Genomic DNA, 15,367 nt, shown 5'->3' with positions numbered 1-15,367 from the left:
ACCTCAAGGCCCTGGTGTCAAGAAGGAATTGAATGGCATTTGCCCCGAAAAGTCATGGTCTTGCCCGGGATCATCGGTCATGATCGCGAGCTGCGACAGGGCCGCCTTTGACGCAACCGTATGAAGGGAGTTCCAACCGTGAGCAGTATTTCCGCTTCTGCCGAACCGCGCCTGACCTCGCTTGCCCATGGCGGCGGCTGCGGCTGCAAGATCGCCCCGGGCGTGCTTCAGGACATTTTGCGCGGACGGGTACAACTGCCGGTCCCGCCGGAACTTCTGGTCGGCATTGAGACCTCGGACGATGCAGCGGTCTATCGCCTAAACGATCACCAGGCGGTGGTCGCCACCACGGACTTCTTCATGCCTGTTGTCGACGACCCCCACGATTTCGGCCGGATCGCCGCGACGAATGCCATCAGCGACATCTACGCCATGGGCGGAACGCCGATCTTCGCACTGGCGCTGGTCGGCATGCCGGTCAACGTGCTCTCGACGGAAACCATTGGCGCCATCCTCGACGGCGGGGCGGCGGCCTGTCGGGCGGCCGGCATTCCGATCGCCGGCGGCCACACGATCGATTCCGTCGAGCCGATCTACGGTCTCGTCGCGATCGGCCTCGTCGATCCGGCCCATCTCAAGCGCAACAGCGGAGCCGAGCCGGGTGACGTGCTGATCCTCGGCAAGCCGCTCGGCGTCGGCATCTTTTCCGCGGCGTTGAAAAAGGGCGCGCTCGATGAAGCCGGCTATATCAGGATGATCGAAAGCACCACGCGCCTCAACACGGCCGGACCCGATCTCGCGCGGCTTTCCGGCGTGCATGCCATGACGGACGTGACGGGTTTTGGCCTTGCCGGCCACGCGCTCGAAATGGCGCGCGGGTCGAACTGCCAGGTCCGGGTCGACTGGTCCGCCGTTCCCCTTCTGGAAGGTGCTTTCGATCTGGCTGCCGCCGGTTTTGTCACCGGCGCCTCCGGGCGGAACTGGGCAAGCTATGGGCAGGACGTGGCCTTTGCCCGCGAGATGGGCGCGATCGACAAGGCGCTGCTTTGCGATCCACAAACGAGCGGCGGCTTGCTCGTCGCCTGTGACCGGTCGTCCGCGCAGGCGGTGCTCGACCTGTTCGACAAGCACGGTTTCGGCGCGGCGGTGATCGGGGAAACTGTGGCCGGGCCGGCGGGATTGGTGATCGCGTAGCCTTTGGCGCTTACCCGGCCCTGCCGAGCTTGGCTGCGTCTCTCTAAGCCAAATCTCGCGTCGACCAGAGTGGTCGCAACGTCTTTCGTCGGGACGGGTTGGTCCCGGCGATGATCGGTGTATTGCGGCCGGGCTGTGTCGGCCGCAACAAGATGGATGCGGAGGCACGATCTCGCCACGCCGTGACGGTTGGGGTGCGCTTCTGACCCCGGCTATTGCTCGGCAGACCGGAGCGCGCCGGCATCGTACACGACCTTGCCGCCAAGCAGGGTCAATACCGATCGGATGGTATCGATCTCGTCGACCGGCATCGTCATGTAGGGCTTGTCGAGCACTGCGAGATCGGCGAGCTTGCCGGCGGAAAGCGTGCCGCGATCCTCCTCGGCAAAGGCGATCCATGCTGCGTTTCGCGTGTAAAGCCGCAGCGCCTCTTTGCGCGTGAGCAACTGGTCGCTCGCCTTCTGCACCGTGCCTCCAAGCGAACGCCCCGTCAGGTGGTACTCTATCGCCTGCCAGACGCCGGCGACGCCGATGCGTGTGGAGTCGGTGCCGCCGGCGACAAGCAGCCCCTTGTCGATGGCAAGGCGCGTCGGTGGTGAAACGGCTGCGACAGCCGTGCCATTGGCGCCTGCGATGGCCGCTCCCTCGAAATAGGGACCCATCTGGACGGTGTAGGCGAGACCCATCTTTTGCATCCGGTCGAGGGTGGGTTCCGATCCGGTGTTGAGGTGGGCGATCGACCACCGGAGGTCGTTGAGCGGGTGCGTCTTGTGCACCTCTTCGAAAACGTCGAGGATGGCGCTCGCGGCGTCATCGGTATAGGCGTGGATCTCGACGGGGATACGCCGTTCCGCAGCGAACTGCGCGACTTTCAAGAGTTCGTCGCGCGCTTCCTTTGGCGGAGCGAAACCCGGCCCCATCTGCACGCCGTCGTTCATCGCAAAGACCAGGGATTCGCCAAGACCCAGGAAGCTCAGCGTGCCGTCGTCGTGGACGGCGGGACGGAACGACATGATTTCGCGGAACCATTCGGCTTCTTTGCCGGGATGGGCCGCCGGAATTCGGTAGCCGGCCCTCAGTGTCAGGCCGCCTTCGTCCCTGAGCGCGAAGAACGGTTCATAGCCGACGGCCGGCCCTGCGGAAGGGTCGATGAAGCCGGTGACGCCGACCGCGTTCAGATGCGAAAAGAAGACCTTCAGGTTCGCCTTGCGCTCGTTCTTGCCGATTGCACTGAGTTGTCCGAAGAGCACGTTGAACGAGCCGATGTTGCCGAAGAGCCTGCCCGTTGCGCGGCTTTCTTCGTTGCGCTCGATCGTGATGCCGGGCGGCAGCTTCGGCGCAGCACTGTCGAGAGCAAGCAGCTCGATCCCCTTGGTGTTCACGAGCGCGTAGTCGTAGAGATATTGCACATAGGCCGGCGTCTGCGGGAGGGTCTTGTCGAGGTCGGCGACGTCAGGCGCTCGGCGCTCGGCGAACTGGTCCGGATGCCAGGAGCCGACGACCGCGACCCACTGGTCCCTGGCACGATCCCGCGCCGCAGTCTTCAAGGCTTCAAGCGCGCTCGCAAGGCTCGTTTCGTCATGCCAGTAGGTCTCGAACGGATAAGTCTGGCCGCCGCGGATCGCGTGGATATGCGTATCGACAAGGCCGGGAATGACCGTGCGGCCGCCAAGGTCCAGGACCTCCGTATCAGGTCGCACCAGGTTCTCGATGTCCTCGTCGCTGCCGACCGCCACGATGCGGCCATCGGAAATGGCAAGCGCTTCCGCCGCCGGTCGAGCCTCGTCCATGGTGACGATCGTCCCGTTTCTGAGCACGAGGTCGGCACTATCGTTTGCCAAGGACGATTGCGTGAAAACGGCAAGCTGCGCCGCGGCGAGGCAGAAGGTCGAAAACCGGCGGATCAAGGCACTCTCCTCAACAGGATCGGTGAAACCAAACTGGCGGAGGGCGCGGGTGGTTCGCGTTGCTTTCTCCGGCAGGTGCGGCGTCGGATGGTGGCCGAGCCTCTTCGCCACGCCTGAGATAGCGGGCCTAAAAAAGATACGGACGCTACAAACCGGCGGTAGGCGCCGAAATCGAGCCACAGCGTCTTAAAAATAGGACAAGGATTTCGGCGATTGCCGATCCAGACTGCGATCGCAGGTGGAGCCGGCGAGGCGAAGGCCGGCGATCACTTGCTTCCGATGGCGCGCTGAAAGTCCACGCCGAATTGGACGATAGTCCACCAAAAGAGCACACTTGGACCTCATCTCCACCGGAACGGCAAGCTACCAATCTCTCGGCAGGATGAGGAACCCGCCAGATCAGAACCAAGGGAGCGAGAAATGATCCACGCCGATGACGGCTCACTGTCCCAGGAACAGCGAATGATGCGCGACAGCTGCCGCGCCTTCGTCGACGACGCGGTGACGCCTTTCATTCGATCGAACTGGCAGCGCGAATGGGACATGAGCCCGGGTGAGCGGCTGCCGCGCTCGATCCTGGAGGGCGCCGAAACGATCGGCGTCCGCACGCTCGGCGTGCCGGAAGCCTATGGCGGCGTCGACCTGGAGCGCGAGACAGAGGTTAGAACCTTCGCGCTGATCTCCGAAGAAATCGCTCGTGGCGACTCCGGCCTTGCCGACAAGCTGGTGCAGAACTGGAAGGTTTCGATCCTCCTGCGCGAATTCGCGCCAAGGCACCTGCAGGACAAGTGGTTTCCGCGCCTTCTGGCGGACCCGCAGTTCCTGCTGGCCCATTGCCTTACCGAGCCGCGCGGCGCTTCGGACCGCTGGCTACCCTACAATGTGCCCGAGGCGGCGATGCACACGAAGGCCGTGCTCAAGGACGGGCACTGGGTGATCAACGGCCGCAAGCAGTTCATCTCGAACGGCTTCGATGCGAGCCTCTACGTCGTCTATGCCAATACGGACTCCTCCGTCGGCATGCTGCAGGGAACCTCGAGTTTCCTCGTGCCGCGCGACACGCCGGGCCTGACGGTGACGAAATGCAACGAGACCATGGGCTGCCGTTTCATGAACAACGGCGAGCTGGTGTTCGAAGACTGCCGGGTGCCGGCGGATCACCTTCTCGTCCAGAACACAGCCCTTGGCAGCGCCGGGCAGTATTTCCGCGCCGGCAAGATCATCCAGGCGGCCAAGAACCTCGGCGTCGGCGTCGCCTGCTTCGAGCGCACGGCCGACTATGTCCAGAACTATGTGCAGGGCGGGCGTATTCTCATCAAGCACCAGGCGGTGGCGCTCAGGCTCGCCGACATGGCGACCCGGATCGAGGCGGTGCGCGCGCTGATCGAGCGGGCGTCGAGGGCCGTCGACGAGCGGCATCCGGACATGGATATTCTTTGCAACATGGCCAAGGTCTACGCGTCGGAGGAGATCATGAAGGTCGCGACCCACGCGCTGGAACTGCATGGCGGCAACGGCGCAATGCTGGAGTTCGGCATCGAGAAGCTGTTCCGCGACGCCGCCATCTTCCTGCACATGGACGCGACCGTCGATGTCAGCCGGATGAAGATCATCAAGACCATGTTCCCGGCAACCGCCGGCAAATACGCAGGCCCTGAAAACTAGGACCTGTCGGAGGAGTTGGCGGGCAAGGGAGGACGAAGGATGAAGATATTGGTCGCGGTGAAGCGCGTTGTCGATCCGAACGTGAAGGTGCGGCTACGGGCGGATGGCAGCGGTCTCGACCTTGCCGCCGCCAAGATGACGATGAACCCGTTCGACGAGATCGCTGTCGAAGAGGCGGTCCGTCTCAGGGAGGCGGGCATCGCCTCCGAGGTGGTCGTCGTTTCCGTCGGTCCCGAAAAGGCGACGGAGACATTACGCACTGCACTGGCGATGGGGGCCGATCGCGGCCTCCTCGTCCGGACGGAGGCGACGACCGAACCGCTGGCGGTCGCCAAAGCGCTGAGCGCCGTCGCCGGCGAAGAACAGCCGGCCCTGATCCTTCTTGGGAAGCAGGCCGTCGACGATGATTGCAATCAGACCGGACAGATGCTGGCCGCAAAACTCGGTTGGCCGCAGGCGACCTTTGCCTCGCAGCTCACCGTCAATGGCGATCGCGCCACTGTCATTCGCGAGGTCGACGGCGGATCGCAGACGCTCGCGCTCGCCCTGCCGGCAATCGTCACGGCGGATCTGCGCCTGAACGAGCCGCGCTACGCGTCGCTGCCGAACATCATGAAGGCCAAGAAGAAGCCGCTGGAGGAAAGGCAACCTTCGGACTACGGCCTGGTCATCGAGGAGCGCCTGGAAGTCGTCCGCCTCGAAGAGCCGCCGACAAGGGCCGCCGGCATCAAGGTGAAATCGGTGGCGGAGCTTGTCGAACGGTTGAAAACGGAAGCGGGAGTGCTGGCATGAGCGTGCTTGTCTTGGCCGAACACGGCAATGCGCAACTGGATGAGGCAACGGCAAGGGCGGTCAGCGCCGCGCTTTGCCTCGGCAACGACGTTCACGTGCTCGTCGCGGGCAAGGGGTGTCACGACGCAGCCCTGGCTGCCGCCGGTCTCGACGGCATCTACAGGGTCCTGGTCGCGGATGGGGAAAGCCTTGCCAACCAACTTGCCGAGCCGCTCGCCGACCTGATCGTCGCCTTGTCGGGAAACTACGATGCCATCGTCGCGGCATCCACCTCGACCGGCAAGAACGTGATGCCGCGCGTCGCGGCACTGCTCGACGTCATGCAGATCTCGGACGTGATTGCGATCGATGGTCCTGACCTGTTTCGCCGTCCGATCTACGCCGGCAACATCGTTCAGACGGTGCGCTCGAAAGACCCGAAGCGCGTTCTGACGATCCGGGCGGCGGCATTCCGGCCCGTGGGTCAGGGGAAGGCGAAGCCAATCGAGGTAGTCGACGTTGCGCCGGGCTCCTGCCGTTCGACATTCGTCGCCAATGCTTTCGCGGCTTCGGAGCGGCCCGAACTGACCTCGGCGCGCATCGTCGTGTCCGGCGGGCGCGGTATGGGCTCGGCAGACAATTTCGAGACGGTGCTCGCGCCGCTCGCCGACACGCTGGGGGCGGCATTGGGTGCGAGCCGCGCGGCCGTTGACGCCGGCTATGTCTCGAACGACCTTCAGGTCGGCCAGACCGGCAAGATCGTCGCTCCCGACCTCTACATCGCCTGCGGCATTTCCGGCGCGATTCAGCATCTGGCGGGCATGAAGGATTCGAAGGTGATCGTCGCGATCAACAAAGACGCGGAGGCACCGATCTTCCAGGTTGCCGATTATGGTCTCGTCGCCGATCTCTTCGAGGCGGTTCCCGAGTTGAAAGGGACGCTCGCAAGCGCGACTTGAGCAGGTGGCATCGGCACTGAGGCAAACAGGGGGGACGAGATGGCAAGGACAGATGGGCAGCCGGGCGGCGATCCGGATCAGGACGTGGACGACACCCTGTCGGCGCCCTTTCGTTCCTACGCGCTCGAACGGGCCGATGCGCCTCGCTTCCACATTCGTCTGGTCGAAAAGACACAAAGGCTCTATCCGGCGCACAAGCACGACTACTTCCAGATCGTCTATTTCATGACCGAAGCGCCGACGGCGCGCGTCGGCCTCAGATCCTACAAGCCGCAGCCGGGCTCGGTTTATTTCATCGCGCCGATGACCCCGCATCAGATGCGCTTCAGCAGCGCGTCGCGGTCCGTCGTGATCTACTTCGACCTCGATTTCCTGCGGCCGGGCATCACGCGCTCTTATCCGATACAGGAACTGGTGCGCATTGCCCCCGAACTCACGCCCTTTGCCTGGCAGGGGCACATCGACTTTAACCTGGACGAAGCCCAGGCGGCGCGCGTCGAGGAGGCCTGCCGGGTGATGATCCTTGAGCATGCCGAGGATCGGATCTGCACGGGGGAGATCATTCGCGCCGAGCTGACGCTGATGCTCGGCAGGATCTGCCGGGCCTATGAGGATCGTTTCGACGAGTTGTCACCGGTTCTGCCGGCGATCGGCCGGGACAGCGGACATATGCGCCGGATCTCAGATTTCATCGCGGAGAATTACCTGCGCTCGCCGACCCTCGATCAGGCGGCCGCCTACGCCAGGCTTTCCCGCAGCCGCCTCTGCGCGCTGTTGCGGCAGCATACGGGCACCAGCTTCAACGCGCTCATCCGCGAGATGCGCATCGATGACGCGCGCGAACGCCTGGTGCTGACCGACGAGCCGATCGGGCAGATCGCCTATGCGGTCGGCTACACCGACGAGAAGTATTTCCTGCGAGCGTTTCGAAAGTCGGTCGGAATGACGCCGACGGCCTATCGGGTGAAACGGTTGAGCGACCTCGCCGTACCCGCGACGACGCGGCGCGGTCTCGGTGCGCGGGCCCCGGGCCTGATGCCAAGGAGCAGGAGCTAGCGGATCACACGGAACCAGCCGGACGACGGGATTGTCCGACGGACAGAGAAAAGCCTGACCGGGATGCGGTCCGGCATGTGCGGTTGATTGCAACATGGGAGGAGTAGCAATGCTTAAGAATGTCGAGGATCAGGCGCGGGCGCCGCTCCGGATGTCCGGCCTGTTCGTGGGTGGGGAATTCCTGGACGACGGCGGCGCCACCACGTTCAGCGTCGAGGAGCCGGCAACCGGGGCGACGATCGCGCATGTGACCAATGCATCGGAGGCCGACGTCGACCAGGCAGTCAGAAGCGCCCGCGGCGCCTTCCAGTCCTGGCGCGACCGTTCCCCGCGCGAGCGCGGCCAGATCCTGCGCGAAGTCGCCGCCCATATTCGCAAGCATGTGGACGAACTTGCCGAGATCGAGGCGCGCGAAGTGGGCAAGCCACGTCGCGATGCGCTCCGCTTCGACGTGTCGTTCTGCCATGCCTGCTTCGACTATTTCGGCGGTCTCGCCGACACGATCCACGGCGAGATCCTCGATCAGGGACCGATCGAGGCGCGCATCAACTACGAGCCCTATGGCGTAGTGGCCGCGATTCTGCCTTTCAACTGGCCGCCGATCCACTTTTCCAAGAAGTGCGCGCCGGCGCTCGCCGCCGGCAACACCGTCGTCATCAAGCCCGGCGAGCAGGCGCCGTTGACGGTGTTGCGCCTCGTCGAACTCGCCAATGAGATCCTGCCGCCGGGCGTTCTCAACGCGGTCGCCGGCATGGTCTCCGGCCCGGCACTTGCCGCCCATCCGCTGGTCGAGCGCATCACCTTCACGGGATCGACGATGACGGGCCGGCGCGTGCTGCAGTCGGCCGCGCAGAACCTCACCTATGCCACGATGGAGCTTGGCGGAAAGAACGCGCTGATCGTGCTTCCCGATGCCGATCTCGACGTCGCGATCAACGTTGCGCTCGAAGGCATGTTCTACAATCAGGGAGAGGCCTGCACATCGACATCGCGCATCCTCGTGCACGATAGCCTCCATGACCGGTTCCTGGAGCGGTTCGCGCGGGCGACCGAGAAGCTGGTCGTCGGCGACGGACTTGATCCGGCGACCGATATCGGCGCGATGGTCGATGCGAAGCACCGCGACAAGGTTCTGTCCTATCTCGACATCGCGCTGAAGGAAGGAGCCCGCCTCGTCACCCAGGGCAGGTTGCCGACCGACGAGAGATTGAAGGACGGCTACTGGGTCGCGCCGACGGTTCTTGCAGATGTTACGCCTGACATGACCCCGGCGCGCGAAGAGATGTTCGGTCCGATCGCCAGCATCATGCGGTTTTCGACCGAGGAAGAGGCGATCCGCATCGCCAATGACAGTGAATACGGCCTGACGGCGGCGATCTGCACGACCGACGAGGCCCATGCCGGCAAGATCGCAGCCAAGCTCGAAGCGGGCATGATCTTCGTCAACAACTACATGCGCCGCGCCTTCCTCGGCTCGCCCTTCGGCGGCCAGAAGGGAAGCGGTTTCGGCCGGGAAAATACGGCGGAAACGCTGCGCGAGTTCATGCGCTCAAAGAACGTCCGGTTTCCGTCGGGCCGGGGGAGCATCCCGACCTGGCCACCGAAGGAGTGAGTTCTTCCTGATCCAGATCTATTGAACCGAACCTCCAGCACGGTGACGACGCCCCGTCTTCGGCTCGTCGCCGTGCGAACTTCTAGCGGTCCTCGGCGAGGGCGGCCGTCGCGTTTCGCGCGGCTCGCCTCAGTAGGGCCGCCAATTGATAGGCGCATGCAGATGGTTGAACGCGAGAGCATGGAGTTCGACGTTGTGATCGTCGGTGCGGGGCCGGCGGGTCTTGCCGCGGCGATCCGGCTGAAGCAGGTCAATCCGGAGCTTTCGGTCGTCGTCTTGGAAAAGGGTGCCGAAGTCGGTGCGCATATCCTGTCGGGCGCCGTCGTCGATCCCATCGGCATCGACCGGTTGCTGCCGGGCTGGCGCGACGAGGCCGACCATCCGTTCAAGACCGAAGTGACGGACGACCACTTCCTGTTCTTAGGACCCGCCGGCTCGATCCGCCTGCCGAACTTCCTGATGCCGCCGCTGATGAACAATCACGGCAACTACATCGTATCGCTTGGGCTCGTCTGTCGCTGGCTGGCGACAAAGGCGGAGGAACTCGGCGTCGAGATCTATCCGGGCTTTGCCGCCACCGAAGTGCTCTACAACGACGAGGGTGCGGTCATCGGGGTTGCCACCGGCGACATGGGCATCGAGCGGAACGGCGAACCGGGCCCGAACTTCGCCCGCGGCATGGCGCTGCTCGGCAAATACACGCTGATCGGCGAGGGCGTGCGCGGTTCGCTCGCCAAGCAGCTGATCGCCAAGTTCGATCTCTCGAAAGACCGCGACGTCCAGAAGTTCGGCATCGGCCTGAAGGAGCTCTGGCAGGTCAAGCCCGAGAACCATCGTCCGGGCCTGGTGCAGCACTCCTTCGGCTGGCCGCTCGGCATGAAGACCGGTGGCGGCTCCTTCCTCTACCATCTCGAAGACAACATGGTCGCCGTCGGCTTCGTCGTGCACCTCAATTACAAGAACCCCTATCTCTTCCCCTTCGAGGAGTTCCAGCGCTTCAAGACGCATCCGGCGATCCGCGGCACGTTCGAGGGCGGCAAGCGGCTTTCCTATGGGGCCCGTGCGATCACCGAGGGCGGTTACCAGTCGGTACCGAAGCTGTCCTTCCCCGGTGGTGCGCTGATCGGCTGTTCGGCCGGTCTCGTCAACGTGCCGCGCATCAAGGGCAGCCACAATGCGGTACTTTCAGGCATTCTCGCGGCCGAGAAGCTGGCGGCAGCGATTGCTAGTGGCCGCGCCAATGACGAGCCGATCGAGATCGAACGCGGCTGGCGCGACAGCGCCATCGGCCAGGACCTGAAGCGGGTGAGAAACGTCAAGCCGCTGTGGTCGAAGTTCGGCACGGCGATCGGCGTTGGGCTCGGCGGTCTCGACATGTGGACCAACCAGCTGTTCGGCTTCTCCTTCTTCGGCACGCTGAAGCACGGAAAGACCGATGCGCAGTCGCTCGAACCCGCAGCGCAGCACAAGAAGATCGACTATCCAAAGCCGGACGGGGTTCTGACCTTCGACCGGCTGTCCTCGGTGTTCCTGTCGAACACCAACCATGAGGAAGACCAGCCGGTCCATCTCCAGGTGAAGGACATGGATCTGCAGAAGCGCTCCGAGCACGACGTCTATGCCGGTCCGTCGACGCGCTACTGTCCGGCCGGGGTCTACGAATGGGTGGAGAAGGACGGCAGGCAAGTCTTCGTCATCAACGCGCAGAACTGCGTGCACTGCAAGACCTGCGACATCAAGGACCCGAACCAGAACATCAACTGGGTGCCGCCCCAAGGCGGCGAAGGCCCGGTCTATCCGAACATGTGAGTTCGGGAGGCGGGCCGCGCGGACCGAATTCATTATTGCCAAGCGAGAGACGCATCCATGCAAGACCCGACTGTCATAACCAACCCCGTTCTCAGCCAATGGATCGACGAGGTTCGGGCCCTGTGCGAACCGGATCAGGTCCATGTCTGCGACGGCAGCGATGCGGAATACAGGCGTCTGTGCAGCACCCTTGTCGCCGCGGGCACCTTTATCCGGTTGAACGAAGCGAAGCGCCCAAGCTCGTTCCTCTGCCGCTCCGATCCCCGCGATGTCGCCCGCCTCGAACATCGCACTTTCGTCTGCACCTCCAGCCGGGAGGACGCAGGGCCCACCAACAATTGGGCAGATCCTGCCAGCATGCGCGTGGAGCTTTCGCGATTGTTCAAGGGATCGATGCGCGGGCGCACCATGTATGTGATCCCGTTCTCCATGGGGGAACCCGGCTCGGACCTTGCGATGATCGGGGTTCAGATCACCGATTCCGCCTATGTCGCGGTCAGCATGAAGTTGATGGCGCATATCGGCCTGCCGGTCCTGCGCGCACTTGGCACGCGCGAATTCGTGCGCTGCCTGCACTCGGTCGGAGCCCCGCTCGCGCCCGGCGACCGCGATGTGCCGTGGCCCTGCAACGCGGAGCACAAATATATTGTGAGCTTCCAGGACGACGGCTCGATCGCATCCTTCGGTTCCGGCTACGGCGGCAATGCGCTTCTCGGCAAGAAGTGCCTGGCACTGCGCACGGCCTCGCTGAAGGGCCGACAGGAGGGGTGGCTTGCCGAGCACATGCTGATCATGGGCGTGGAGGATCCCACTGGGAAAACGACCTATGTCGCGGCCGCCTTTCCGTCCGCCTGTGGCAAGACCAATTTCGCCATGCTTCTGCCGCCCGAGGGTTTTGCGGGATGGAAGGTCAAGACGGTCGGCGACGACATCGCCTGGATTCGGCCGGATGCGGACGGCAGGCTGCGGGCCATCAATCCGGAAACGGGCTTCTTCGGGGTTGCCCCGGGCACCAACGAGAAGACCAATCCCAACATGATGGCGGCGATCGCGCGCGAGACCATCTTCACCAATTGCGCGCTGACGCCCGACGGCGACGTCTGGTGGGAGGGCATGACGGAGGAGGCGCCGCCGGCGTTGGTGGACTGGCGCGGTCTCGACTGGACGCCTCAGGCCGGTCGCCCGGCCGCGCATCCGAACGCCCGTTTCACCGTTTCGCGCGACCGCTGCCCGAGCATGGACCCATCGGCCGCGCACCCCGCCGGCGTGCCGATCTCGGCCTTCATCTTCGGCGGGCGGCTTTCCCACACTTTTCCGCTTGTCTTTGAGGCAAGGGACTGGCGCGAGGGCATCTACTGGGCGGCAACGCTGGGGTCGGAAGCGACGGCGGCCGCGGAAAATCAGGCCGCGACCCGGCGCGATGGCTTCGCGATGCTGCCCTTCTGCGGCTACAACATGGCCGACTATTTTGCCCACTGGCTTTCGATGGGAGACCGGCTTGTGAATGCGCCGGCAATCTTCCGCGTCAACTGGTTCCGGCGTGACGAGGACGGTGCATTTCTCTGGCCGGGCTTCCGGCAAAATATGCGCGTGCTCAAATGGATCGTGCAGAGGACGGAGAGGACTGGCGGCGGAAAAGCCACGTCGATCGGCCTTGTGCCGGGCTATGACGACATCGACTGGCATGGCCTCGACTACGACCGCCAAACCTTCGACGCGCTGATGAGGTTCGATCCGGCCAAACTCGCCAAGGAACTGCAAAGCCACGACGTCTTGCTGCAGTCCTTCGGCCAACGATTGCCGTCAGCGCTTTCCGCCATTCGTCGCGCCTTGCTCGACGGGGTTGACCAGACGCCGGATCAAGCCTGAGGTCCCGGGCACGCCGCCCCGTCATCCAGCCAGGCGGTGGTCACGGCCACCGTCTGGCTCAGCATTGCCGGGCGTTCAGCCGTCGCGATCACCCGTGCGTTTCGCGCGCGAAGAATGTCGAAGACGCCGGTCGCAAGCCGCGTGCCGATCCCCTGTCCCGACAGGGTCTGCAGCACTTCCGTGTGCGTGAGAACGACCCGGCCGTCCTCCAGCCGATAGTAGGCAACGGCGATCTCGTCGCCGATCGGCAGCTCGAATCGAGACGCCCGCGTGTTATCGATGACCTTTTCGACCATTTCGTCCCTACCTTCCTGCAACCGTTATCCGCGCCGTCGCTGTGCCCTGGACTATAGGAGGGACGAGACATCCGCGCGACCACTCTGTCGCGCGGATGCGGAGTTCTGTGGTCTCAGAGCGCCCGGCCGCCATCCACCTGGATGATGTGGCCGGTCGAAAAGCCGAGCAACGTCGCGCTCGCCAGGATGGCGGCGGCGATGTCGTCGACTTCGCCGATGCGGCCGAGCGGGGTCGAGGACGCGACCTTGTCGTTGAAGTCCGAGCCTCGCCCGGGGACGAATTGCGTGTCGACGACACCAGGAGAAACCGCAAGGACCCGGATTTCCGGGGCAAGGACGCGGGCGAGCGCCTTGGTCATCACGTCGATGCCGGCCTTGGCGGCGCAATAGGCGATATTCGAGCCAATACCGGTGAAGGCGGCGATCGACGAGATGGAGACGACGAGCCCGTCGCCGGATTTTTTCAAAAGTGGCGCGAAGGCGCGGATCGCCGCGAACTGGCTTCGCCAGTTCACCTTGAAGATGTCGTCGATCAGTTCATCCGTCAGCGCGTCGAGATCCCGGTGGGCGATAGGCTTGGTGAAGCCCGCGGCATTGACCAGCACATCGAGCTTGCCGAACTTCTGTTCGATGGTGCGGGCAAGGTCGCCAAGAGCGCGGGAATCCGTGATGTCGACGGCATATCGGGCATGACGTTCAGCGTTCGCAAGGGAGGAAATCACCGCATCCGCGCTTGCGGCCCCCTGTTCACGCGGCGTGTGGGTGATCAGCACGGTCGCTCCCGCATCTGCAAACAGGCGCCCTGTTGCGGCGCCGATTGCGCCGTTTCCGCCGATGACGAGAACTGTCTTTCCAACCAAGGACCGCGGATACGCCATAAGTTCCTCCCTCTTGACGTGATGTCTTTCAAGCCGACGGAAACGTCCGCCCGGCAATTTGACGGTTGATCGATGCGACCTTAGGGCAATCGATTGCACGAAACAATAGGCAATCGATTGCATGAAGGTTCGCGGAAAACGCTCGCGCAGAGGCGTTCGCAGGGGAAAGCGGTGCGAAGGGACCGAAACCGCCGATTCGTCGCGAGCTGCCGGCTGGGGATTGTCAGCGCTTCTGCGCTGCCACCGGTCCCGTGCTTTCGCGTTCCAGGAGCTCCACCGGCAGCACGGTCTCGAGCGGAATGTCGTCGTCCGCGCCGGCATTCATCAGGCGCAGCAGGATCGATGCGGCGGTGATGCCCGCATCATACTGCTGGATGCGGACGGTGGTGAGCCTTGGACGCGCGAGTTGCAGGAACGGCATGTCGTTGAAGCCGCTGACGGAAATGTCCGATGGACAGTCGAGGCCGTTCTCCCGCAAGACGTCGATGCAGCCGAGCGCCAGGCGGTCATTTGCGCAGAGCACGGCGGTAAAGTCGTTTCCGGAGGCGAGCAGCTCGCGCGTGCAGCGGGCGCCTTCGTCCTCATCGAAGCGCATGGCGGTGACGATGAGCTGCGGGTCGATGTCGATCGACATTCTCTTGGCGGCGTTGCGGAAGGCGGCCAGGCGTAGCTGCCCGGTCGAGAGATCCTGCGGCCCGGCCAGATGCGCGATCCGCCGGTGGCCGAGTTTCGTCAGGTGGCGCAGCATTTCGCAGATGCCCATGTCCTCGTCATTGATGACATAGGGGATGTTCGAATTCTCCACGCGCCGGTTCAGCGTCACCACCGACAGGCCGTCCTGGGCGGCCTTGGCGATCGAGGGGTCGCTTCTAAGCACCGCTGCATGGATAAGTCCGTCGACACCCCGATCGCGCAACACTTCGAGAAGGCGAACCTCGCGCTCGCGCTCGCTGTCGGTGTTGACGATGATCGACGCATAGCCGAGCGGTTCCAGAACGCTTTCGATCCCGCGCAGGATCGGTGGGAAAATCGGGTTGGTGATATCCGGAATGACGACGCCGACCGTCATCGTCCGGTTGGTGCGAAGCCCGAAGGCGATGCGGTTGGGGCGATAATCCAGGCGTTCCGCCGCGGCCTGGATCTTCGCCACGACCTCTGGCGTGATGCTCTTGCGCTCGGTCGGGTCAAGGGCGCGCGATACGGTCGACACATGAACGCCGGTCGCGCGCGCAATGTCCTTCAGCGTGGTTCGTTTCTTCTGCATGTGTCACCTCTCGCCTCCATTTAAAATCTTGCCGGAGGTTTTGCAATCGTTCGCATGGATGCTTGACAAAGCGCAAACGGTGCGCAT

Annotated in this window: 12 protein-coding genes; 8 read left to right on the top strand and 4 right to left on the bottom strand. The window is 63.8% G+C overall.

What is annotated here, in order from left to right:
* The first annotated feature begins 147 nt into the window (after positions 1–147).
* Positions 148–1,194 carry a selenide, water dikinase SelD gene (gene selD, locus IB262_RS10335; RefSeq protein WP_234852732.1) on the top strand — a complete coding sequence of 349 codons (1,047 nt, stop codon included), beginning with the start codon at positions 148–150 and terminating at the stop codon, positions 1,192–1,194.
* A 212-nt stretch (positions 1,195–1,406) separates the two neighbouring features.
* Here selD and IB262_RS10330 read toward each other — a convergent pair whose 3' ends face one another.
* Positions 1,407–3,101 (bottom strand): amidohydrolase, encoded by a 1,695-nt coding sequence (locus IB262_RS10330; protein ID WP_210337620.1) that lies wholly within the window; start codon positions 3,099–3,101, stop codon positions 1,407–1,409.
* A gap of 420 nt (positions 3,102–3,521) precedes the next feature.
* Here IB262_RS10330 and IB262_RS10325 point away from each other — a divergent pair, with 420 nt between their 5' ends.
* The 7 genes from IB262_RS10325 to IB262_RS10295 all read left to right on the top strand — a co-directional run bounded on the left by IB262_RS10325 (position 3,522) and on the right by IB262_RS10295 (position 12,842).
* Positions 3,522–4,766 (top strand): acyl-CoA dehydrogenase family protein, encoded by a 1,245-nt coding sequence (locus IB262_RS10325; protein ID WP_034787477.1) that lies wholly within the window; start codon positions 3,522–3,524, stop codon positions 4,764–4,766.
* Positions 4,767–4,805: 39 nt separating this feature from the next.
* Positions 4,806–5,558, top strand: coding sequence for an electron transfer flavoprotein subunit beta/FixA family protein (locus IB262_RS10320; protein ID WP_060517659.1), 753 nt, complete (start codon positions 4,806–4,808; stop codon positions 5,556–5,558).
* Positions 5,555–6,496 (top strand): FAD-binding protein, encoded by a 942-nt coding sequence (locus tag IB262_RS10315; protein WP_192493542.1) that lies wholly within the window; start codon positions 5,555–5,557, stop codon positions 6,494–6,496. Before IB262_RS10320 ends, IB262_RS10315 begins: the two co-directional genes overlap by 4 nt.
* A gap of 39 nt (positions 6,497–6,535) precedes the next feature.
* Positions 6,536–7,552 (top strand): AraC family transcriptional regulator, encoded by a 1,017-nt coding sequence (locus IB262_RS10310; RefSeq protein ID WP_034787459.1) that lies wholly within the window; start codon positions 6,536–6,538, stop codon positions 7,550–7,552.
* A 109-nt stretch (positions 7,553–7,661) separates the two neighbouring features.
* On the top strand, positions 7,662–9,164 hold the full coding sequence (locus IB262_RS10305; RefSeq protein WP_051659097.1) for an aldehyde dehydrogenase family protein: 1,503 nt from the start codon (positions 7,662–7,664) through the stop codon (positions 9,162–9,164).
* Between the two features lie 156 nt (positions 9,165–9,320).
* Positions 9,321–10,973, top strand: coding sequence for an electron transfer flavoprotein-ubiquinone oxidoreductase (locus IB262_RS10300; RefSeq protein WP_192493541.1), 1,653 nt, complete (start codon positions 9,321–9,323; stop codon positions 10,971–10,973).
* Between the two features lie 57 nt (positions 10,974–11,030).
* Positions 11,031–12,842 (top strand): phosphoenolpyruvate carboxykinase (GTP), encoded by a 1,812-nt coding sequence (locus IB262_RS10295; RefSeq protein ID WP_192493540.1) that lies wholly within the window; start codon positions 11,031–11,033, stop codon positions 12,840–12,842.
* Here the strand turns inward: IB262_RS10295 and IB262_RS10290 are convergent.
* The 3 genes from IB262_RS10290 to IB262_RS10280 form a co-directional block, all read right to left on the bottom strand.
* Complete coding sequence (locus tag IB262_RS10290; protein ID WP_192493539.1) at positions 12,833–13,138, bottom strand: GNAT family N-acetyltransferase; 306 nt, start codon at positions 13,136–13,138, stop codon at positions 12,833–12,835. The two genes, IB262_RS10295 and IB262_RS10290, sit on opposite strands and share 10 nt — an antisense overlap.
* A gap of 113 nt (positions 13,139–13,251) precedes the next feature.
* Complete coding sequence (locus tag IB262_RS10285) at positions 13,252–14,016, bottom strand: SDR family oxidoreductase (protein ID WP_034789829.1); 765 nt, start codon at positions 14,014–14,016, stop codon at positions 13,252–13,254.
* Positions 14,017–14,239: 223 nt separating this feature from the next.
* Positions 14,240–15,280, bottom strand: a complete 1,041-nt coding sequence (locus IB262_RS10280) for a LacI family DNA-binding transcriptional regulator (protein ID WP_034789827.1) — start codon at positions 15,278–15,280, stop codon at positions 14,240–14,242.
* Positions 15,281–15,367: the final 87 nt, after the last annotated feature.

Origin of the sequence: Ensifer sp. ENS02, from assembly GCF_014851885.1 — a bacterium.
GTDB lineage: Bacteria > Pseudomonadota > Alphaproteobacteria > Rhizobiales > Rhizobiaceae > Ensifer > Ensifer adhaerens.
Note: the sequence above shows the minus strand (reverse complement) of the source record. Positions and strands in the feature narration are given on the sequence as shown.